Raw genomic sequence first — 14,181 nt, forward strand, 5'->3', positions numbered from 1 at the left:
AGTGGCCGACAACGCGCGGGCGAAAAGGCTGGCGGACCTCATCCGAGAGGTGGTTGCCCAGAAGCTGCAGCGCGGGATCAAGGACCCGCGGCTCGGTACGCATGTGACCATCACGGACACCCGGGTCACGGGTGACCTGCGGGAGGCGACCGTCTTCTACACGGTCTACGGGGACGACGAGGACCGCGCGGCGGCCGCCGCCGGTCTGGAGAGCGCCAAGGGCGTCCTCCGTTCGGCGGTCGGCGCGGCCGCGGGCGTGAAGTTCACCCCCAGCCTCACCTTTGTGGCGGATGCGCTGCCGGACAACGCCAAGGCCATCGAGGACCTCCTCGACCGGGCCCGGATGTCGGACGAGAAGGTGCGCGAGGTGTCCGCGGGCGCCGAGTTCGCCGGCGGGGCCGACCCGTACCGCAAGCCAGAGGACGAGTCCGACGAGGAAACGGACGGCGACGCCCGCGCATGAGCAACACCGGCAACAAGACGCCGGACGGACTTGTCATCGTCGACAAGCCGTCCGGCTTCACTTCGCATGACGTGGTCGCCAAGATGCGCGGGATCGCCAGGACCCGCCGCGTCGGCCACGCGGGAACCCTGGACCCCATGGCGACGGGCGTTCTCGTCCTCGGGGTCGAGCGGGCGACCAAGCTCCTCGGCCATCTCGCGCTGACGGAGAAGGAGTACCTCGGCACGATCCGGCTCGGCCAGAACACGGTCACGGACGACGCCGAGGGTGAGCTCACCTCGTCCGCCGACGCCTCGGGGATCAAGCGCGACGCCATCGACGCGGGCATCGCCAAGCTCTCCGGCGACATCATGCAGGTGCCGTCGAAGGTCAGCGCCATCAAGATCGACGGCAAGCGGTCGTACACGCGGGCGCGCGAGGGCGAGGAGTTCGAGATCCCCGCCCGGCCGGTGAAGATCTCCGCCTTCACCGTGTACGACGTCAGGGACGCCGTCGCGGCAGACGGCACCCCCGTACTCGACCTGGTCGTCTCCGTGGTCTGCTCCTCGGGGACGTACATCCGCGCCCTCGCCCGCGACCTCGGAGCGGACCTCGGGGTCGGCGGCCATCTCACGGCACTGCGGCGCACGCGCGTCGGGCCGTACAAGCTGGACGCGGCGAAGACCATCGACCAGCTCCAGGAGGAGCTGACGGTGATGCCGGTGGCGGACGCGGCCGCCGCCGCGTTCCCGCGCTGGGATGTGGACGAGAAGCGGGCGAAGCTGCTGCTCAACGGCGTGCGGATCGAGATGCCGGGGGAGTACGCCGGAGTCGGCGCCGTCGCGGTCTTCGATCCGGAGGGCCGGTTCCTGGTCCTGGCCGAGGAGCTGAAGGGCAAGGCCAAGAGCCTGGCCGTCTTCGCCTGAGCCACCCCTTCCGTACGCGGAATCTCCGTCGTGGAGCGGCGGACAGCTGTGCGCCGCTCCACGACGAAACCCCCCACCCCTAGATGTATCCACCGCGCCCTGCCGATTCACCCCATCGGGCAGGCGCTCGGAGTGAACCGAGGGAGCGTAAGGGGGCGCGTTCGCGACGCGTTCTGTCCAGCTGATCACCGCCGACCTACCGTCAAATGGACGGGGCGTCGCGGGAGGTTCGGGCATGGCGGGACAGGGCGACCCGGCGGCGCTCGACGGCGCCCTCGTGCGGATCTGCGATCTGGCCGGGCGCCCACGGGGGATGGGGTTCGCCGCCGACGACCACGGCACGGTCATCACCAGCCATGAAGCCGTCGACGGCCTCGCGCGGCTCGTGCTGCACGCGGCGGGCGAGCGCGTCTGCGTGGTGAGTGCCGATGCCGTGGTGGCGCTCCCCGAGGCCGATCTGGCCCTCGTCCGTACGGAGGGTCTCGCACTGCGGCCCTTGCCCGTCACGGTCCGCGAGACCGTCCCCGTGGGCTCCTATGTACGCATCGTCGCGCGCGGCCGGCGTGAGGCGCGTGTCCTGGGTCCGGCCCCCGTGACGTACACGGCGACGGACCGCTTCCATCTGGTCGACGCGGCGATGGAGCTGGCGATCGGCACGGACGGTGCCGACGCGCTGCGGCTCGGCGGCGGGGCGGCGGGCGGCCCGGTCGTGGACGCCTCGTCCGGAGCCGTGCTCGCCGTCCTCGGTACCGCGTTGCACAGCGAGCACCGCGCCGCGGGGTTCGCCGTGCCGCTGCGGGATGTGGCCGCCGCCGATCCGGGCGGGCCGCTCGCCGAGCTCCTCGCACGCAACGCGGCGACCGTTCCCGCGTACGGCCGCGATCTGAATCTGGCCGGCGCGCTGCACCTGGCGGCGACCTCGGTGGGCTCCGACGGTCCGCGCCCCGCCCTCCTCGAACCGGTCGAACGCCCGGATACGACAAGGGAGTTGGCCCAGTTCGTGTCCGGTCCCGCGCACGTGCTCGGCCTGGTCGGCGCCCCCGGCACCGGCCGGACGACGGAACTGGCCGCCCTCGCGGCAAGCCGCGCGCGAGGCGCCGAACCGGCTCCCACGCTGTGGCTGCGCGGCGCCGACCTCCAGGGCACGGACACGGGCGTGGGCGACGCGGTGGAGCGGGCGCTCGAGCGGGCCGGGCGGATCCTGGAGGCCTCGGAGGCATCGGAGGACTCGCTCGCCGAGGCGGACGACGGGCTCGGGGACATCTCCGCGGCGCGAGTCGCGCGGCTCGTGCGGGACGAGGGGCGGGCGCTGCTGCTGTTGCTCGACGGCCCCGAGGAGATGCCGCCGGTCCTCGCGCACCGCCTCGCGCAGTGGAGCGGGGGGACCGCCGAGTGGCTGCGGGAGACGGGCGCGCGGCTCGTCGTGGCCTGCCGGGCGGAGTACTGGGAACAGGCGGAGGCGCACTTTCCCGCGGAGCTTCTGCCGGGGTGCGTACCCCTGGGGGATCTGCCCGAGCGGCAGGCGCGGATCGCCCGTGCGCGGTACGGCATCCCGGACGGGGCGCTCGCCGCCGCCGACGCGCGACATCCTCTGGCCCTGCGGCTGCTCGCCGAGGTGCGGGCGGCTCTGCCGGAGGAACCGCCGCCGGGCAGCCCCGGCCGGGAGGAGATCTTCGAGGCCTATCTCGACGTGCTGTGCCTGCGGGTGGCGGTGCGGCTCGCGGCGGCGAACGGGCTGCGGGGCGCGGCCGTACGGCGCCTCGCGGCGAAGGTGTCCGGACAGGTGCACGAGGCCGCGCGGCGGTGTCTGGGGCCGGGGCAGGGGGAGTTGGACCGGGCGTCGTTCGAGGAGGTGTTCCCGTGGGGGACGGGATGGGCCTCGGCGGTCCTCACGGAGGGGCTGCTCGTCCCTGCCGGGGACGGGTACCGGTTCGCGCACGAGGAGCTCGCGGACTGGATCCAGGGGATGCACCTGGATGTGGACGGTGCCTTGTGGTCCCTGGTCCTCCGCCACGGGCCGACGCCCCCGTCATTGCCGGTACCACGACACCGGATCGGCCCGGTGGTACAGGCGTTGCTGCTGCTGGGGCGGCAGCGGGGAGCGGGGGAACTGGGGGCGCGGTTGGGGGAGTTGGCACAGACAGGCCGTGAAGCGGCGAAGATTGTTGCGCCCGGGGATGAGCCGCGGGGCAATCGGGCGGGTGGGAGGGAGACCCGCCGCGAAGCGGCGAAGAGCCCCCCGGCCCCAGGGAGCAAAGCCGCGCAGGAGGCCAGGGGACAAGGCGAGGCCAGGGGCCAGGAGGACGCACTGTGGTGGGCCCGTCGCCTCCTGGAGGAAACCCTCTCCCGGGTGGCCGACGCGAAGCCCTACCTCGCGCTCCTCAAGGACCTCGCCCGGCAGGGCACGTACCCCGCCGGGTTCTGGCTCGGCCTGCCCCTCAGCGACGACGACCGCTTCGACCTCCTACGGGAAGCAGTGATCAGCGATCCCCCGCCCGGCCCCCCGCAGGGGCACCGCTGCCTGGACGCAGTAGCCGAACTGCTGGCGGAAGACCCCGGAGAAACGCAGCCGCAACTGACCCGCTGGTTCACCGACGAACGCCCCCTCGAGGCCACCCCGCACGCCACCGTCGCATCGGCCGCCCAAGCCCTCCTGCACACCCACCGACACCGCGCCATCGACGACCTCACCGAGATCCTGGTCGACTGTGCCCACCCCCGCGCCGACGAACTCCTCGCCGCGCTCGCGGACGACGAACCTTCGGCCATCTGCCGAGCCGTCGACCGCTGGGTTCACGACGCGCGCCCGGCACGCCAGGTCGCCGCCGTCGCCTACGGCCTGCGCGCCGCCCCGCACGCCACCACGGAAGCCGACCGCGGGCTCCTGCGGTACGCGGCCTTCGCCCTGCTCGCCCGCAGCGCCGACGACTCGCTGCACGGCGCCGCCCTCGCTCTTCTCGTACGTGACCCGCAGACCCGCGAACGCCACCTGTCGCCCGCCCTCAAGCGCTTCACCGCCGGTGACCCGCAACTGCCCCCGAGCGCCCTCGCCGCCGCCTTGGACACCCACCCGGAGCAGGTACTCGCCGCCTTCCGGACCCGGCTGTACGGCCCCGGCCCCGCACCGGGCGACGTCCTGCGCGCCCTGGCCGATGTGACCGCGCCCGTGCTCGCCCGGCGGGTGGCCGACCTCGTACGCGACGTACTGGAGCTGCGCCCCGACCTCGCGGGGCACGTGGCCGCCTACCTCGACCTGCGGTTCGAGCAGGGGCCCGGCGTCCGCGCCGTACTCTTCCCGCTGGTCACGGGCCTACTGCGGCACCGTCCGCCGCCGGTACGCGCGGCCCTCGCCACGGCCGTCGCCGGACCCGGAACCGACGTCTCGCGTGCCCTGCGTACCGAGCTCCTGGAAGTTCTGCTGACCCGGGAGCGGGAGCCCGAAGTCCTGGACGCCGTGCTCTGCGCGGTGGCGGGGGGCGGCGACGGGGCCCGGGTCCGCGAACTGGTGCACCGCATCGGCGCGCTGCTCGTCCGCACCCCGGAAGGCGCGACCTGCTTCGACCGGCGCCTGGTCGAGCTGGCCCGCTCCGTACCGGGCTTCTCCACGCGGGTCGCCCGGTGGATCTGCGCGGCCCCCCAGGACTGGTCCGCCCTGGTCGGTCCCAGTTCCCGCCGCATGATCGAGAACCTCGCCGGAGTGAGCGTCCCGGCGTGATCCCGGCGTGACCCCCGCCACCCCCTCCGATGCGATCCGGACAGCGCGGGCATGGCAGTCTTAGACCTGCGCAATCGGCAATGGGACGTACACACACGTACACAGGTTCGGCGAGGAGCAAAGACAGTGCAGCGCTGGCGTGGCTTGGAGGACATCCCCCAGGACTGGGGGCGCAGCGTCGTCACCATCGGTTCCTACGACGGCGTGCACCGCGGACACCAGCTGATCATCGGCCGCGCGGTGGCACGCGCCCGTGAGCTCGGCGTTCCCGCTGTGGTCGTCACCTTCGACCCCCACCCCTCCGAGGTCGTGCGCCCCGGCAGCCACCCGCCGCTGCTCGCCCCGCACCACCGGCGTGCCGAACTGATGGCGGAACTGGGCGTGGACGCGCTCCTCATCCTGCCGTTCACCACGGAGTTCTCGAAGCTCTCGCCCGCCGACTTCGTCGTGAAGGTCCTGGTCGACAAGCTGCACGCCCGTCTGGTCGTCGAGGGCCCCAACTTCCGCTTCGGCCACAAGGCCACGGGCAACGTCGCCTTCCTGACCGAGCTCGGCGCCACGTACGACTACGACGTCGATGTCATCGACCTGTTCGTGAGCGGTGCGGCCGGGGGCGGCGAGCCCTTCTCCTCCACCCTCACCCGGCGCCTGGTCGCCGAGGGTGATGTGGAGGGCGCGGCGGAGATCCTCGGCCGCCCGCACCGCGTCGAGGGCGTCGTCGTACGCGGCGCGCAGCGCGGGCGTGAACTGGGCTTCCCCACCGCCAACGTGGAGACTCTGCCGCACACCGCCATCCCCGCCGACGGCGTCTACGCCGGGTGGCTGCACGCCCAGGGCGAGGCCATGCCCGCGGCGATCTCCGTCGGGACGAACCCGCAGTTCGACGGGACGGAGCGGACCGTCGAGGCGTACGCGATCGACCGCGTCGGGCTGGATCTGTACGGGCTGCACGTGGCCGTGGACTTCTTGGCCTTCGTGCGCGGGCAGGCGAAGTTCGACTCGATCGACTCGCTGCTCGTCGCCATCGCGGATGACGTGAAGAAGGCCCGGGAGCTCATCGAGGCTGCCCAGTAGGGCTGCCCCCGGCAGGCCCGCGCCCCCGAACCGTCCGTGTCTGCCGGAGGGTGGCCCCGAACCGTCCGTGTCTACCGGAGGGTGGCCCCGAACCGTCCGTGTCTACCGGAGGGTGGGAAGGCCGATGTTGTTGACCAGCGGGCCCTCCACGGTGACTCCTTCGGTGACCAGCGACTCGATGTGGGGCAGCGGCGGGGGTGTGGCCGCCTCCTGCTCGGCCGCCGGGGCCGGAGCGGCGATCGCGGTGACGGACAGGGCGATGGCTGCGAGCAGGACGAGGTCCAGGACACGGCGATGACGCATGTGATCTCTGCTTTCTTCCGGTCGACGGGGCCGGGTTAGCCCACACGGGCGACGCACGGACTCGGGCGTCCGACGACCCTTTCGTATGATCGTCAGTGACTTCTTGGTCGTTCCCGGGTTACGCACGGCGAGCGGGCCGCGATCAGCGGCCCGCACGTGCATGGTCCAAGGAGGCTGCAGTGAAGCGCAGTTGGGTGCAGACAACGTCCCGGTGGGTGCTGGTCGCGACGATGGCGACGGTGCCGTCCGTTTTGACCGCCGGCACGGCGTACGCGGACGAGACACACGAGAACTCGCACAACGCGCCCACCGTCGCGCTGATCAGCACCGGCCAGATCGACGATCCGCTGGAGGACGTACTCGAGCACACCCTCAACTTCGGGGATGGGTACAGGTGGGACTGACGCGCTGAACCGCTCGTGGACGTACCGTACTTGCGCGGGTCCCGGGGTGGCCGCGCAAGTACGTGACGGCGCAGGGCGTTCAGGTCACGGGGTGCCGGCTACCGCGTCACGGGGCGAGGCACGCCGTGCCCGGTACCTCGGAGGGGACGCCGGGGCTCGCCGGATCGACGAGCGTGGTGACGTCGCCGGCCGACTGTGCCAGGCAGTCGACCGTTCCCACGGGGTCCGGGATGGCGCTCGCCGGCACGGCGAGGGCCCCCAGGAGTGCGACGGCCCCGAGGATGACGGCGGCGGAACGGCGCATGGAAATCTCCTTCACTTCGGTGGAGTTGAGTTGGTCACGATCCGTAGGTGAATCGCAACGCTCAGTGACTCCCCAGAGATCACGCCTGCTAGGCCCCGTATCACCCGTACGTGGAAGAGGTAACGTTCCGCCGCCGCGGGGCGCGGCTGTGCCCCCCCGCCGATATGGCTTTCCACTGGGAATCCTGCCTCGATCAGACCCCGGACGCGCTGACGTTGACCGCCGCCCAGTGGCACGCCACCTGCGTCTCGCCGCCACCGGACAGCACCGGCAGATCCTCCGTCCGGCAACGGTCGGCCACCCCCGCCCGCTCCGCCTCGCCCGAGGCGAGCACCTGACAGCGCGCGTGGAAGCGGCAGCCGCCCGGGATGCGCGACGGGTCCGGCGGCTCGCCGGTGAGGACCACGGGGTCACCCGGGGCCTCCGGAAGCACGGACAGCAGCGCCTGGGTGTAGGGGTGCTGAGGTGACGTCAGGACCTCCTCCACCGTCCCCGTCTCGACGATCCGGCCCAGGTACATCACCGCGACACGGTCGGCGATGTTCCACGCCAGGCCCAGGTCGTGCGTCACCACCAGCGCCGACAGGCCCAGTTCGTCACGGAGCTTGAGCAGCAGCGCGAGGATCTCACCGCGTACGGAGGCGTCGAGCGAGGCCACCGGCTCGTCCGCGACGATCAGTTCGGGCTCGAGGACCAGCGCGCCCGCGATGACCACACGCTGGCGCTGGCCGCCCGACAGCTCGTGCGGATAGCGCAGGAAGAACCGCTCGGGCGGCCGGAGCCCCGCCCGTGACAGGGCGTCGGCGACCGTGGCCTGCTCGTCGCCCCCGTAACCGTGGATGCGCAGGCCCTCGGCCACGGCCTCGTACACCGTGTGACGCGGGTTCAGGGACCCGCTCGGGTCCTGGAGCACGAGCTGGACGCGCTTGCGGTACGCCTTCAGGGCGCGGCCCGAGTAGTCGAGGGGCTTGCCGCCGAAGGTCACCTTGCCGGACGTGGGCGCCACCAGGCCGAGCAGGGAACGGGCCAGGGTCGTCTTGCCGCAGCCCGACTCGCCGACCAGGGCCACGATCTCGCCCGGCTTGATGTCGAGGTCGACGCCGTCCACCGCCCGCGCGGGCGGCGCACCGCGGCGGCCGGGGAAGGTGATGTGCAGGTCGCCCGCCGACAGCAGCGGATCAGCGGAAGGCAGGGGGGCGTCGGTGGTCATGCGTCGCTGCTCCTCGGTGCGTGGTCTGTCGGGGCTCACGGCGTCCGCTCCGCCGTCGCCGGCGGGGATGTCGGCTGCGCCGGAAGCTGTGCGCCCGCGTGCACGCACGCCGCGCGGTGCCGGGGGCCCGCGTCCCGCAGCGCCTGGTCCTCCGTGGTGCAGGTGTCGAGGGCGACCTGGCAGCGCGGGTGGAACGTACAGCCCGTGGGGAGCAGGGACGGGTCCGGCGGGTCGCCGGGCAGGCCGCGCGGTGCGAAGCGGGAGGCTGTGTCGCCGATGCGCGGGAAGGCCGCGGAGAGGGCCTTCCCGTACGGGTGCTGGGCGTTCTCGTAGACCTCGGAGGCCGGGCCCTCCTCGACGACGCGGCCCGCGTACATCACCGCGAGCCGGTCGCAGGTGTCGGAGAGCACCGCCAGGTCATGGCTGATCATGATCAGGCCCAGGTCCTGCTCGGACACCAACTGTTCGATCAGGCGCAGGATCTGAGCCTGGATCATCACGTCCAGGGCCGTCGTCGGCTCATCGGCGATGATCAGGCGCGGATCGCAGGCGAGAGCCATCGCGATCATCACGCGCTGGCGCTGCCCGCCCGACAGCTCGTGCGGATAGGCCTCCGCGCGAGCGGCCGGGAGCCCCACCTGTTCGAGCAGCTCCCCGGCCTTCTTCTTCGCCCCCGCCTGCGTCGCCTTCTTGTGCAGCAGGATCGGCTCGGCGATCTGGTCGCCGATACGGTGCACGGCGTTGAGCGAGTGCATCGCCCCCTGGAAGACGATCGACGCGCCCGCCCAGCGGACCGCGCGGACCTGGCCCCACTTCATGGTGAGGACGTCCTCGCCGTCGAGCAGCACCTCACCGGTCACCTTCGTGCCCGCGGGCAGCAGCCGCAGCAGCGCGAGCGCCAGTGTGGACTTGCCGCAGCCGGACTCGCCAGCGACCCCGAGCTTCTGGCCCGCGTCGACCGAGAGGTTCACGCCGCGCACGGCGGCCGCCCCGGACGCGTACGTCACTTCGAGATTTCTTACGTCGAGGAGGCGCTGTTCCGTCACTTTGGTCTCTGCCACCTTGGTTCCTGCCGCGTTCGTGCCTGCCACGTCGGTCTCCGTCGCCTTGTCCGAACCACTCAACGGGAGACCCCCAGCCTGGGGTTGAGCACCGACTCCACGGCCCGCCCGCACAACGTGAACGCGAGGGCCACCACGGCGATGGCGATGCCGGGCGGAGCGAGATACCACCAGTTGCCGGCGCTGACCGCGCCCGCCTCGCGCGCGTCCTGGAGCAGCCCGCCCCAGGAGACGGCCGTCGGGTCGCCGAGGCCGAGGAAGGCGAGCGTCGCCTCGGTGAGGATGGCGCTGGAGATGACCAGGGTGGTCTGCGCGAGCACCAGCGGCATGACGTTGGGCAGCACATGACGGGTCATGACATGGCCGTGCCCGCCGCCGAGCGCCTGTGCCCGCTCGATGTACGGGCGTGACTCCACGGCCAGGGTCTGGGCGCGGACGAGCCGCGCGGTCGTCGGCCAGGTCGTCACGCCGATCGCCAGGATGATCGTCCAGATCGTTCCGGACATCACGGTGGCGAGGGCGATGGCGAGCACCAGCGTCGGCATCACCAGGAACCAGTCCGTGATGCGCATGATCACGGTGGAGTACCAGCCCTTGAAGTGCCCCGCGGTGACCCCCACGACCGTGCCGATGGCCACCGACAGCACGGCGGCGAGCAGCCCGATGGTCAGCGAGATCCGCGCGCCCCACACGAGTAGACCGAGCAGATCCCGCCCGAACTGGTCCGTGCCCAGTGGGAATTCGCCGCTCGGCGACTCCATCGGCTTGCCCGGCGCGTCGGTCACGCTCTGCGCGTCCGAGCCGACGAGAAGCGGCGCGAAGACGGCGACGAGCGCGATGACGACGAGCGCGGCGAGACCGAAGAGCCCGGCCCGGTGCGTGCGGTACTCGCGCCAGAAGCGGGCGGCCGAGTGACGCCTGCGGGTCCAGGCGAGCGCTCGGGGGCTCTTGGCGACCGGGACCTCGGTCTTCTCGGCCTCTGTTGCTTCGGTCGTCATCGGCCCACCCTCGGGTCGAGCAGCGGATAGATCACGTCGGCCAGGGTGTTCATCAGGATCACCGCGGCGGCGAACACGAAGAACAGACCCTGCACGAGGGGCAGGTCGGGCACGCTGAGCGCGGCGTAGAAGAGCCCGCCGAGCCCCGGCCAGGAGAAGACGGTCTCGACGAGGATCGCGCCCGCCACCACCGTGCCGAGGTTCACGAACATCAGCGTGACGGTGGGCAGCATCGCGTTCGGGACGGCATGACGACGGCGTACGAGATCGTCCCGCAGCCCCTTGGCGCGCGCGGTCGTCAGATAGTCGCTCCCCATCTCGTCGAGCAGGGACGACCGCATCACGAGGAGCGTCTGCGCGTATCCGACCGCCACCAGGGTGATGACGGGGAGCACCATGTGGTGCGCGACGTCGATGACGTACGCGATACCCGTCTCGCCCCCCGATTCGAGCCCACCGGTCGGGAAGAGCCCGGGAATCGGACCGACCCCCACCGAGAAGGTGATGATGAGAAGCAGCCCGAGCCAGAAGGACGGCACGGAGTAGAGGGTGAGCGCCAGGCCGGTGTGCACGCGGTCCCCGAGTCCGCCGTTGCGCCACGCCGTGCGGGTGCCGAGCCAGATGCCGATGAGGGTGTAGAGCACGAACGCGGTGCCGGTGAGCAGGAGCGTCGCGGGCAGCGCGTCGGTGATCTTCTCCATCACCGGGGTGTGGAACTGGTAGGAGGTGCCGAAGTCGCCGGTCAGCGCGTTGCCGCAGTAGTCGAGGAACTGCGTCATGACCGGCTGGTCGAGGCCGAACTCCTTGCGCATCGCGTCCAGCTGTTCGGCCGATACGCGCTTTCCGCCCGTCATCTGCTTCACCGGGTCGCCCGGGATGAGCCGGAACAGGAAGAAGCTGGTGACGAGGACGGCGAACAGCGAGACGGCGGCGCCGCCCAGCTTGCCCGCCACGTACAGGAGGTAGGCGCGGGTGTTGCGGGCCCGGGGGCCGCGGGCCGACGGTCCGGCGAACGCCGGATCGTCGGTCGCCGCGGCGCCCTCGGTGTCGAGCAGTGCGGGATTGCTGTCAGCGGTCATGCGTTACTCGCGGTCCTCTGCGGTCGAACGGCGGCGCAGGGCGAACAGGACTCCGCCGCCGACGAGCACCACCGCGGCGGCGGCGATACCGATGATGACACCGGTCGAGCTTCCATCCTTGGAGGAACTCTTCCCATCCGCGGGCTCCGCCGACCACCAGGACCAGTAACCGTCCTGACCGTAGATGTTGCCCGCGGCCGTCGGCATGGTGGTGATGGACTTGATCTGGTCGGTGCGGTAGGCCTCGACGGCGTTCGGGTACGCCAGGATGTTCATGTACCCGGAGTCGTAGAGCCAGGACTGCATCTCCTTGACGGTCTGAGCGCGCTTGGCCGGGTCGTACTCCGCCAGCTGCTTGTTGTAGAGCTCGTCGTACTTCTTGTCGCAGATGAAGTTGTCGGTCGCGGCGCTCTCCTTGGCCTTCACCGGAAGTGCGGCGCAGGAGTGGATGCCGAGCACGAAGTCCGGGTCGGGGTTGACCGACCAGCCGTCGAACGCGAGATCGTACTCACCCGCGTACCAGGGCACGGACACGTCATCGAGACAGTTGACCTTGAGCCCGATACCAAGGTCCCCCCACCACTCCTTCAAGTACTTCCCCACGGCCTTGTCGTTCGGGTCGGTGGCGTGACACAGGATGCGGAAGTCGAGCGGCTTGCCGTCCTTGCCGACACGCTTGCCGTCGCCGTTCTTCTTGTAGCCCGCGTCGTCGAGGAGTTGGGCGGCCTTCTTGGGGTCGTACGACAGCTTCTGGTCGGCGGAGGGCTTCCAGGCGTACTCGGAGAAGCGGGGCGGGATGTATCCCTCGCCCTCGACGGCCTGACCCTGGAAGACCTTGTCGACCAGCGCCGCACGGTCGACGGAGAGGAAGAGCGCCTGACGCACCTTCTTGTCCAGGAGCGCCTTGTGCCCGTCACCGAACTTCTTGCGGTCGCGGGTCTGGGCGCCGGGGTTGGTCGCGAGCGCGAAGAAGCGCCGCCCGGGCCCTTCATTGACCTTGACGTTCTCCGTGCCCTTGAGCTCGGCGGCCTGAGCGGGTGTCAGCGCGGGCTGGCCGGCGACGAAGGACACCTCGCCTTTCTTGAGCGCCGCGACGGCCGCGTCCTGATCCTTGTACGTCCTGAAGACCACCTCGTCGAACTTGGGCGCTCCTCGCCAGAAGTTCTTGTTGGCCTTCAGCTTCACGTACTGGTCGGTCTTGTACTCCTCGAGGACGAAGGGGCCGTTGCCGACGACGGGGAAGGACTTGTCGTTGTTGAACTTGGAGATGTCATCGACCCTCTCCCAGACGTGCTTCGGGACGATCGGCACGTCGAGGGCGGCCATGGTGGCCTGCGGCTTCTTCAACTCGATGACCAGCTGGGTGGGGCTGGGGGCGGTCACCTTCTTGAAGTTGGCGACGAAGCTGGAGTTGGGGCTCGCGGTGCCTTCCTCGGACATCAGCTTGTTGAACGTCCAGGCGGCGTCCTCGGCGGTCGCCTTCTTGCCGTCCGACCACTTGGAGTTGTCCCGGATGGTGTACGTCCAGGTCAGCTTGTCGGCGGACGGCTTCCAGTCGGTGGCGAAGCCATCGACGGCGTGGTTGTCCTTGGCGTCGTAGTTCGTCAGGTACTCGTACGTCAGGCGGTGGATGCTGGTGCTGAGCAGCCGCTGGGCGAGGAAGGGGCTGAGCGAGTCGACGCTCTGGGCCACCGCGACGGTGAGGGTCTTCTTCCCGTCCGCCTTGGCCTCGGCCTGGTCCGGGGCCGGGTTGAGGGGGGTGGCGAGACCTGCGGTGAGGGTGAGGGCGCCGGTGGCGGCTGCCAGGAGGAGACGGAGGCGGGGTGGGGCCTTGGGTGGGCCCTCGGTGGTGCGGTGAGGCCGATGAGTCCGTGTTCTGCCGTGCTGATCTTGTGTATCCATGGGTCGGTGACCTCGCGTCATCGCTCGCGCAGAGATGGCTAGTTGATCAAGGAACGCCAGCTGGTTGATGTGTGTGTCTACCAGCGCCAGTCTGCGTCAGTCAACGGCAGGTGAACCCCATGTGGCCTGCGGAAATAACGAGTTGACCCGTATTTCATCCGCATTGGTCAAGACCTGTGAAGCGTGGCTGGTCGGGGGGTGATGGTGAGGGGAGAGGCAGGTGGGAAAGCCACCACGTCCGGTACTGCTCAGCCGCGCAACGCCCACCTTCACCGCGCCCGCTGCTACGTGGGTCCGCGCGCCGTCCCCACTGCCTTCGCCTTTCTTTGCCACGTGGGTCCGAGCGTCGTCCCCGCTGCCTTCGCCTTTCTTTGCCACGTGGGTCCGAGCGTCGTCTCCGCTGTCCGACCGGCATCCTTTCCCCCGGCGCGTCGGCCGCTGCTGCCTCCGCTGTGCGCCCGCCGCCCGTCCCTTTGCCGGGTCGCCCGCGTTGTCCGACCGGGACCCTTCCTCTGGCGCGTCGGCCGCTGCTGCCTCCGCTGTGCGCCCGCCGCCCGTCCCATTGCCGCGTCTCCCGTGCTGTCTGGCCGGGATCCTTCCTCTGGCGCGTCGGCTGCGCTGTCCCCGCTGTGCGCCCGCCGCCTGTCCCTTTGCCGCGTCTCCCGTGCTGTCTGGCCGGGATCCTTCCTCTGGCGCGTCGGCTGCGCTGTTCCCGTTGTGCGCCCGCTGCCCCTCCCTCTGCCACGTCGCCCGCGCTGTCGGC

General features: G+C 70.9%; 12 protein-coding genes. 5 read left to right on the forward strand and 7 right to left on the reverse strand.

The genetic code is table 11. From position 1 onward, the window contains the following. Position 1: 1 nt before the first annotated feature. The 4 genes from rbfA to ACZ5WE_RS37830 all read left to right on the forward strand — a co-directional run bounded on the left by rbfA (position 2) and on the right by ACZ5WE_RS37830 (position 6,157). Positions 2-463, forward strand: a complete 462-nt coding sequence (gene rbfA, locus ACZ5WE_RS37815; protein WP_467696070.1) for a 30S ribosome-binding factor RbfA — start codon at positions 2-4, stop codon at positions 461-463. Further along, positions 460-1,368 carry a tRNA pseudouridine(55) synthase TruB gene (gene truB / locus ACZ5WE_RS37820; RefSeq protein WP_467696072.1) on the forward strand — a complete coding sequence of 303 codons (909 nt, stop codon included), beginning with the start codon at positions 460-462 and terminating at the stop codon, positions 1,366-1,368. The genes rbfA and truB overlap by 4 nt, the downstream gene beginning before the upstream one ends. A 235-nt stretch (positions 1,369-1,603) precedes the next feature. After that, positions 1,604-5,083, forward strand: coding sequence for a trypsin-like peptidase domain-containing protein (locus ACZ5WE_RS37825; RefSeq protein WP_467696074.1), 3,480 nt, complete (start codon positions 1,604-1,606; stop codon positions 5,081-5,083). 126 nt (positions 5,084-5,209) lie between these two features. Then, positions 5,210-6,157, forward strand: coding sequence for a bifunctional riboflavin kinase/FAD synthetase (locus ACZ5WE_RS37830; RefSeq protein ID WP_467696076.1), 948 nt, complete (start codon positions 5,210-5,212; stop codon positions 6,155-6,157). 102 nt (positions 6,158-6,259) lie between these two features. Here the strand turns inward: ACZ5WE_RS37830 and ACZ5WE_RS37835 are convergent, their stop codons facing one another. Next, a complete protein-coding gene (locus tag ACZ5WE_RS37835; RefSeq protein WP_467696078.1) occupies positions 6,260-6,460 on the reverse strand; it encodes a hypothetical protein in 201 nt (66 codons plus the stop codon). Between the two features lie 179 nt (positions 6,461-6,639). On the opposite strand from ACZ5WE_RS37835, the gene ACZ5WE_RS37840 reads away from it, so the two are divergent. Then, positions 6,640-6,864: a hypothetical protein gene (locus ACZ5WE_RS37840; RefSeq protein WP_467696116.1), complete on the forward strand. Its 225-nt coding sequence runs from the start codon at positions 6,640-6,642 to the stop codon at positions 6,862-6,864. Positions 6,865-6,970: 106 nt separating this feature from the next. Here the strand turns inward: ACZ5WE_RS37840 and ACZ5WE_RS37845 are convergent, their stop codons facing one another. From ACZ5WE_RS37845 to ACZ5WE_RS37870, 6 genes are all read right to left on the reverse strand, one after another. Beyond that, positions 6,971-7,168 (reverse strand): hypothetical protein, encoded by a 198-nt coding sequence (locus ACZ5WE_RS37845; RefSeq protein WP_467696079.1) that lies wholly within the window; start codon positions 7,166-7,168, stop codon positions 6,971-6,973. 193 nt (positions 7,169-7,361) lie between these two features. Continuing rightward, on the reverse strand, positions 7,362-8,378 hold the full coding sequence (locus tag ACZ5WE_RS37850) for an ABC transporter ATP-binding protein (RefSeq protein ID WP_467696081.1): 1,017 nt from the start codon (positions 8,376-8,378) through the stop codon (positions 7,362-7,364). Between the two features lie 35 nt (positions 8,379-8,413). Further along, entirely contained in the window at positions 8,414-9,439 is a 1,026-nt protein-coding gene (locus ACZ5WE_RS37855) for an ABC transporter ATP-binding protein (protein ID WP_467696083.1), read from the reverse strand. Between the two features lie 59 nt (positions 9,440-9,498). Then, the gene (locus ACZ5WE_RS37860) at positions 9,499-10,437 is read right to left on the reverse strand and encodes an ABC transporter permease (RefSeq protein WP_467696085.1); all 939 of its coding nucleotides are present in this window, start codon (positions 10,435-10,437) and stop codon (positions 9,499-9,501) included. Continuing rightward, on the reverse strand, positions 10,434-11,516 hold the full coding sequence (locus ACZ5WE_RS37865; protein ID WP_467696087.1) for an ABC transporter permease: 1,083 nt from the start codon (positions 11,514-11,516) through the stop codon (positions 10,434-10,436). Before ACZ5WE_RS37865 ends, ACZ5WE_RS37860 begins: the two co-directional genes overlap by 4 nt. A gap of 3 nt (positions 11,517-11,519) precedes the next feature. Then, entirely contained in the window at positions 11,520-13,418 is a 1,899-nt protein-coding gene (locus tag ACZ5WE_RS37870) for an ABC transporter substrate-binding protein (RefSeq protein WP_467696089.1), read from the reverse strand. Positions 13,419-14,181 lie beyond the last annotated feature (763 nt).

Source organism: Streptomyces sp. NPDC033180 (genome assembly GCF_055577645.1).

What these genes read in the sequence shown, in the direction of transcription:
- truB (WP_467696072.1), top strand. Translation starts at nt 460, where the DNA reads ATGAGCAACACCGGCAACAAGACGCCGGACGGACTTGTCATCGTCGAC.
- ACZ5WE_RS37825 (WP_467696074.1), top strand. Translation starts at nt 1,604, where the DNA reads ATGGCGGGACAGGGCGACCCGGCGGCGCTCGACGGCGCCCTCGTGCGG.
- ACZ5WE_RS37835 (WP_467696078.1), bottom strand. Translation starts at nt 6,460, where the DNA reads ATGCGTCATCGCCGTGTCCTGGACCTCGTCCTGCTCGCAGCCATCGCC.
- ACZ5WE_RS37845 (WP_467696079.1), bottom strand. Translation starts at nt 7,168, where the DNA reads ATGCGCCGTTCCGCCGCCGTCATCCTCGGGGCCGTCGCACTCCTGGGG.
- ACZ5WE_RS37850 (WP_467696081.1), bottom strand. Translation starts at nt 8,378, where the DNA reads ATGACCACCGACGCCCCCCTGCCTTCCGCTGATCCGCTGCTGTCGGCG.
- ACZ5WE_RS37860 (WP_467696085.1), bottom strand. Translation starts at nt 10,437, where the DNA reads ATGACGACCGAAGCAACAGAGGCCGAGAAGACCGAGGTCCCGGTCGCC.
- ACZ5WE_RS37865 (WP_467696087.1), bottom strand. Translation starts at nt 11,516, where the DNA reads ATGACCGCTGACAGCAATCCCGCACTGCTCGACACCGAGGGCGCCGCG.
- ACZ5WE_RS37870 (WP_467696089.1), bottom strand. Translation starts at nt 13,418, where the DNA reads ATGGATACACAAGATCAGCACGGCAGAACACGGACTCATCGGCCTCAC.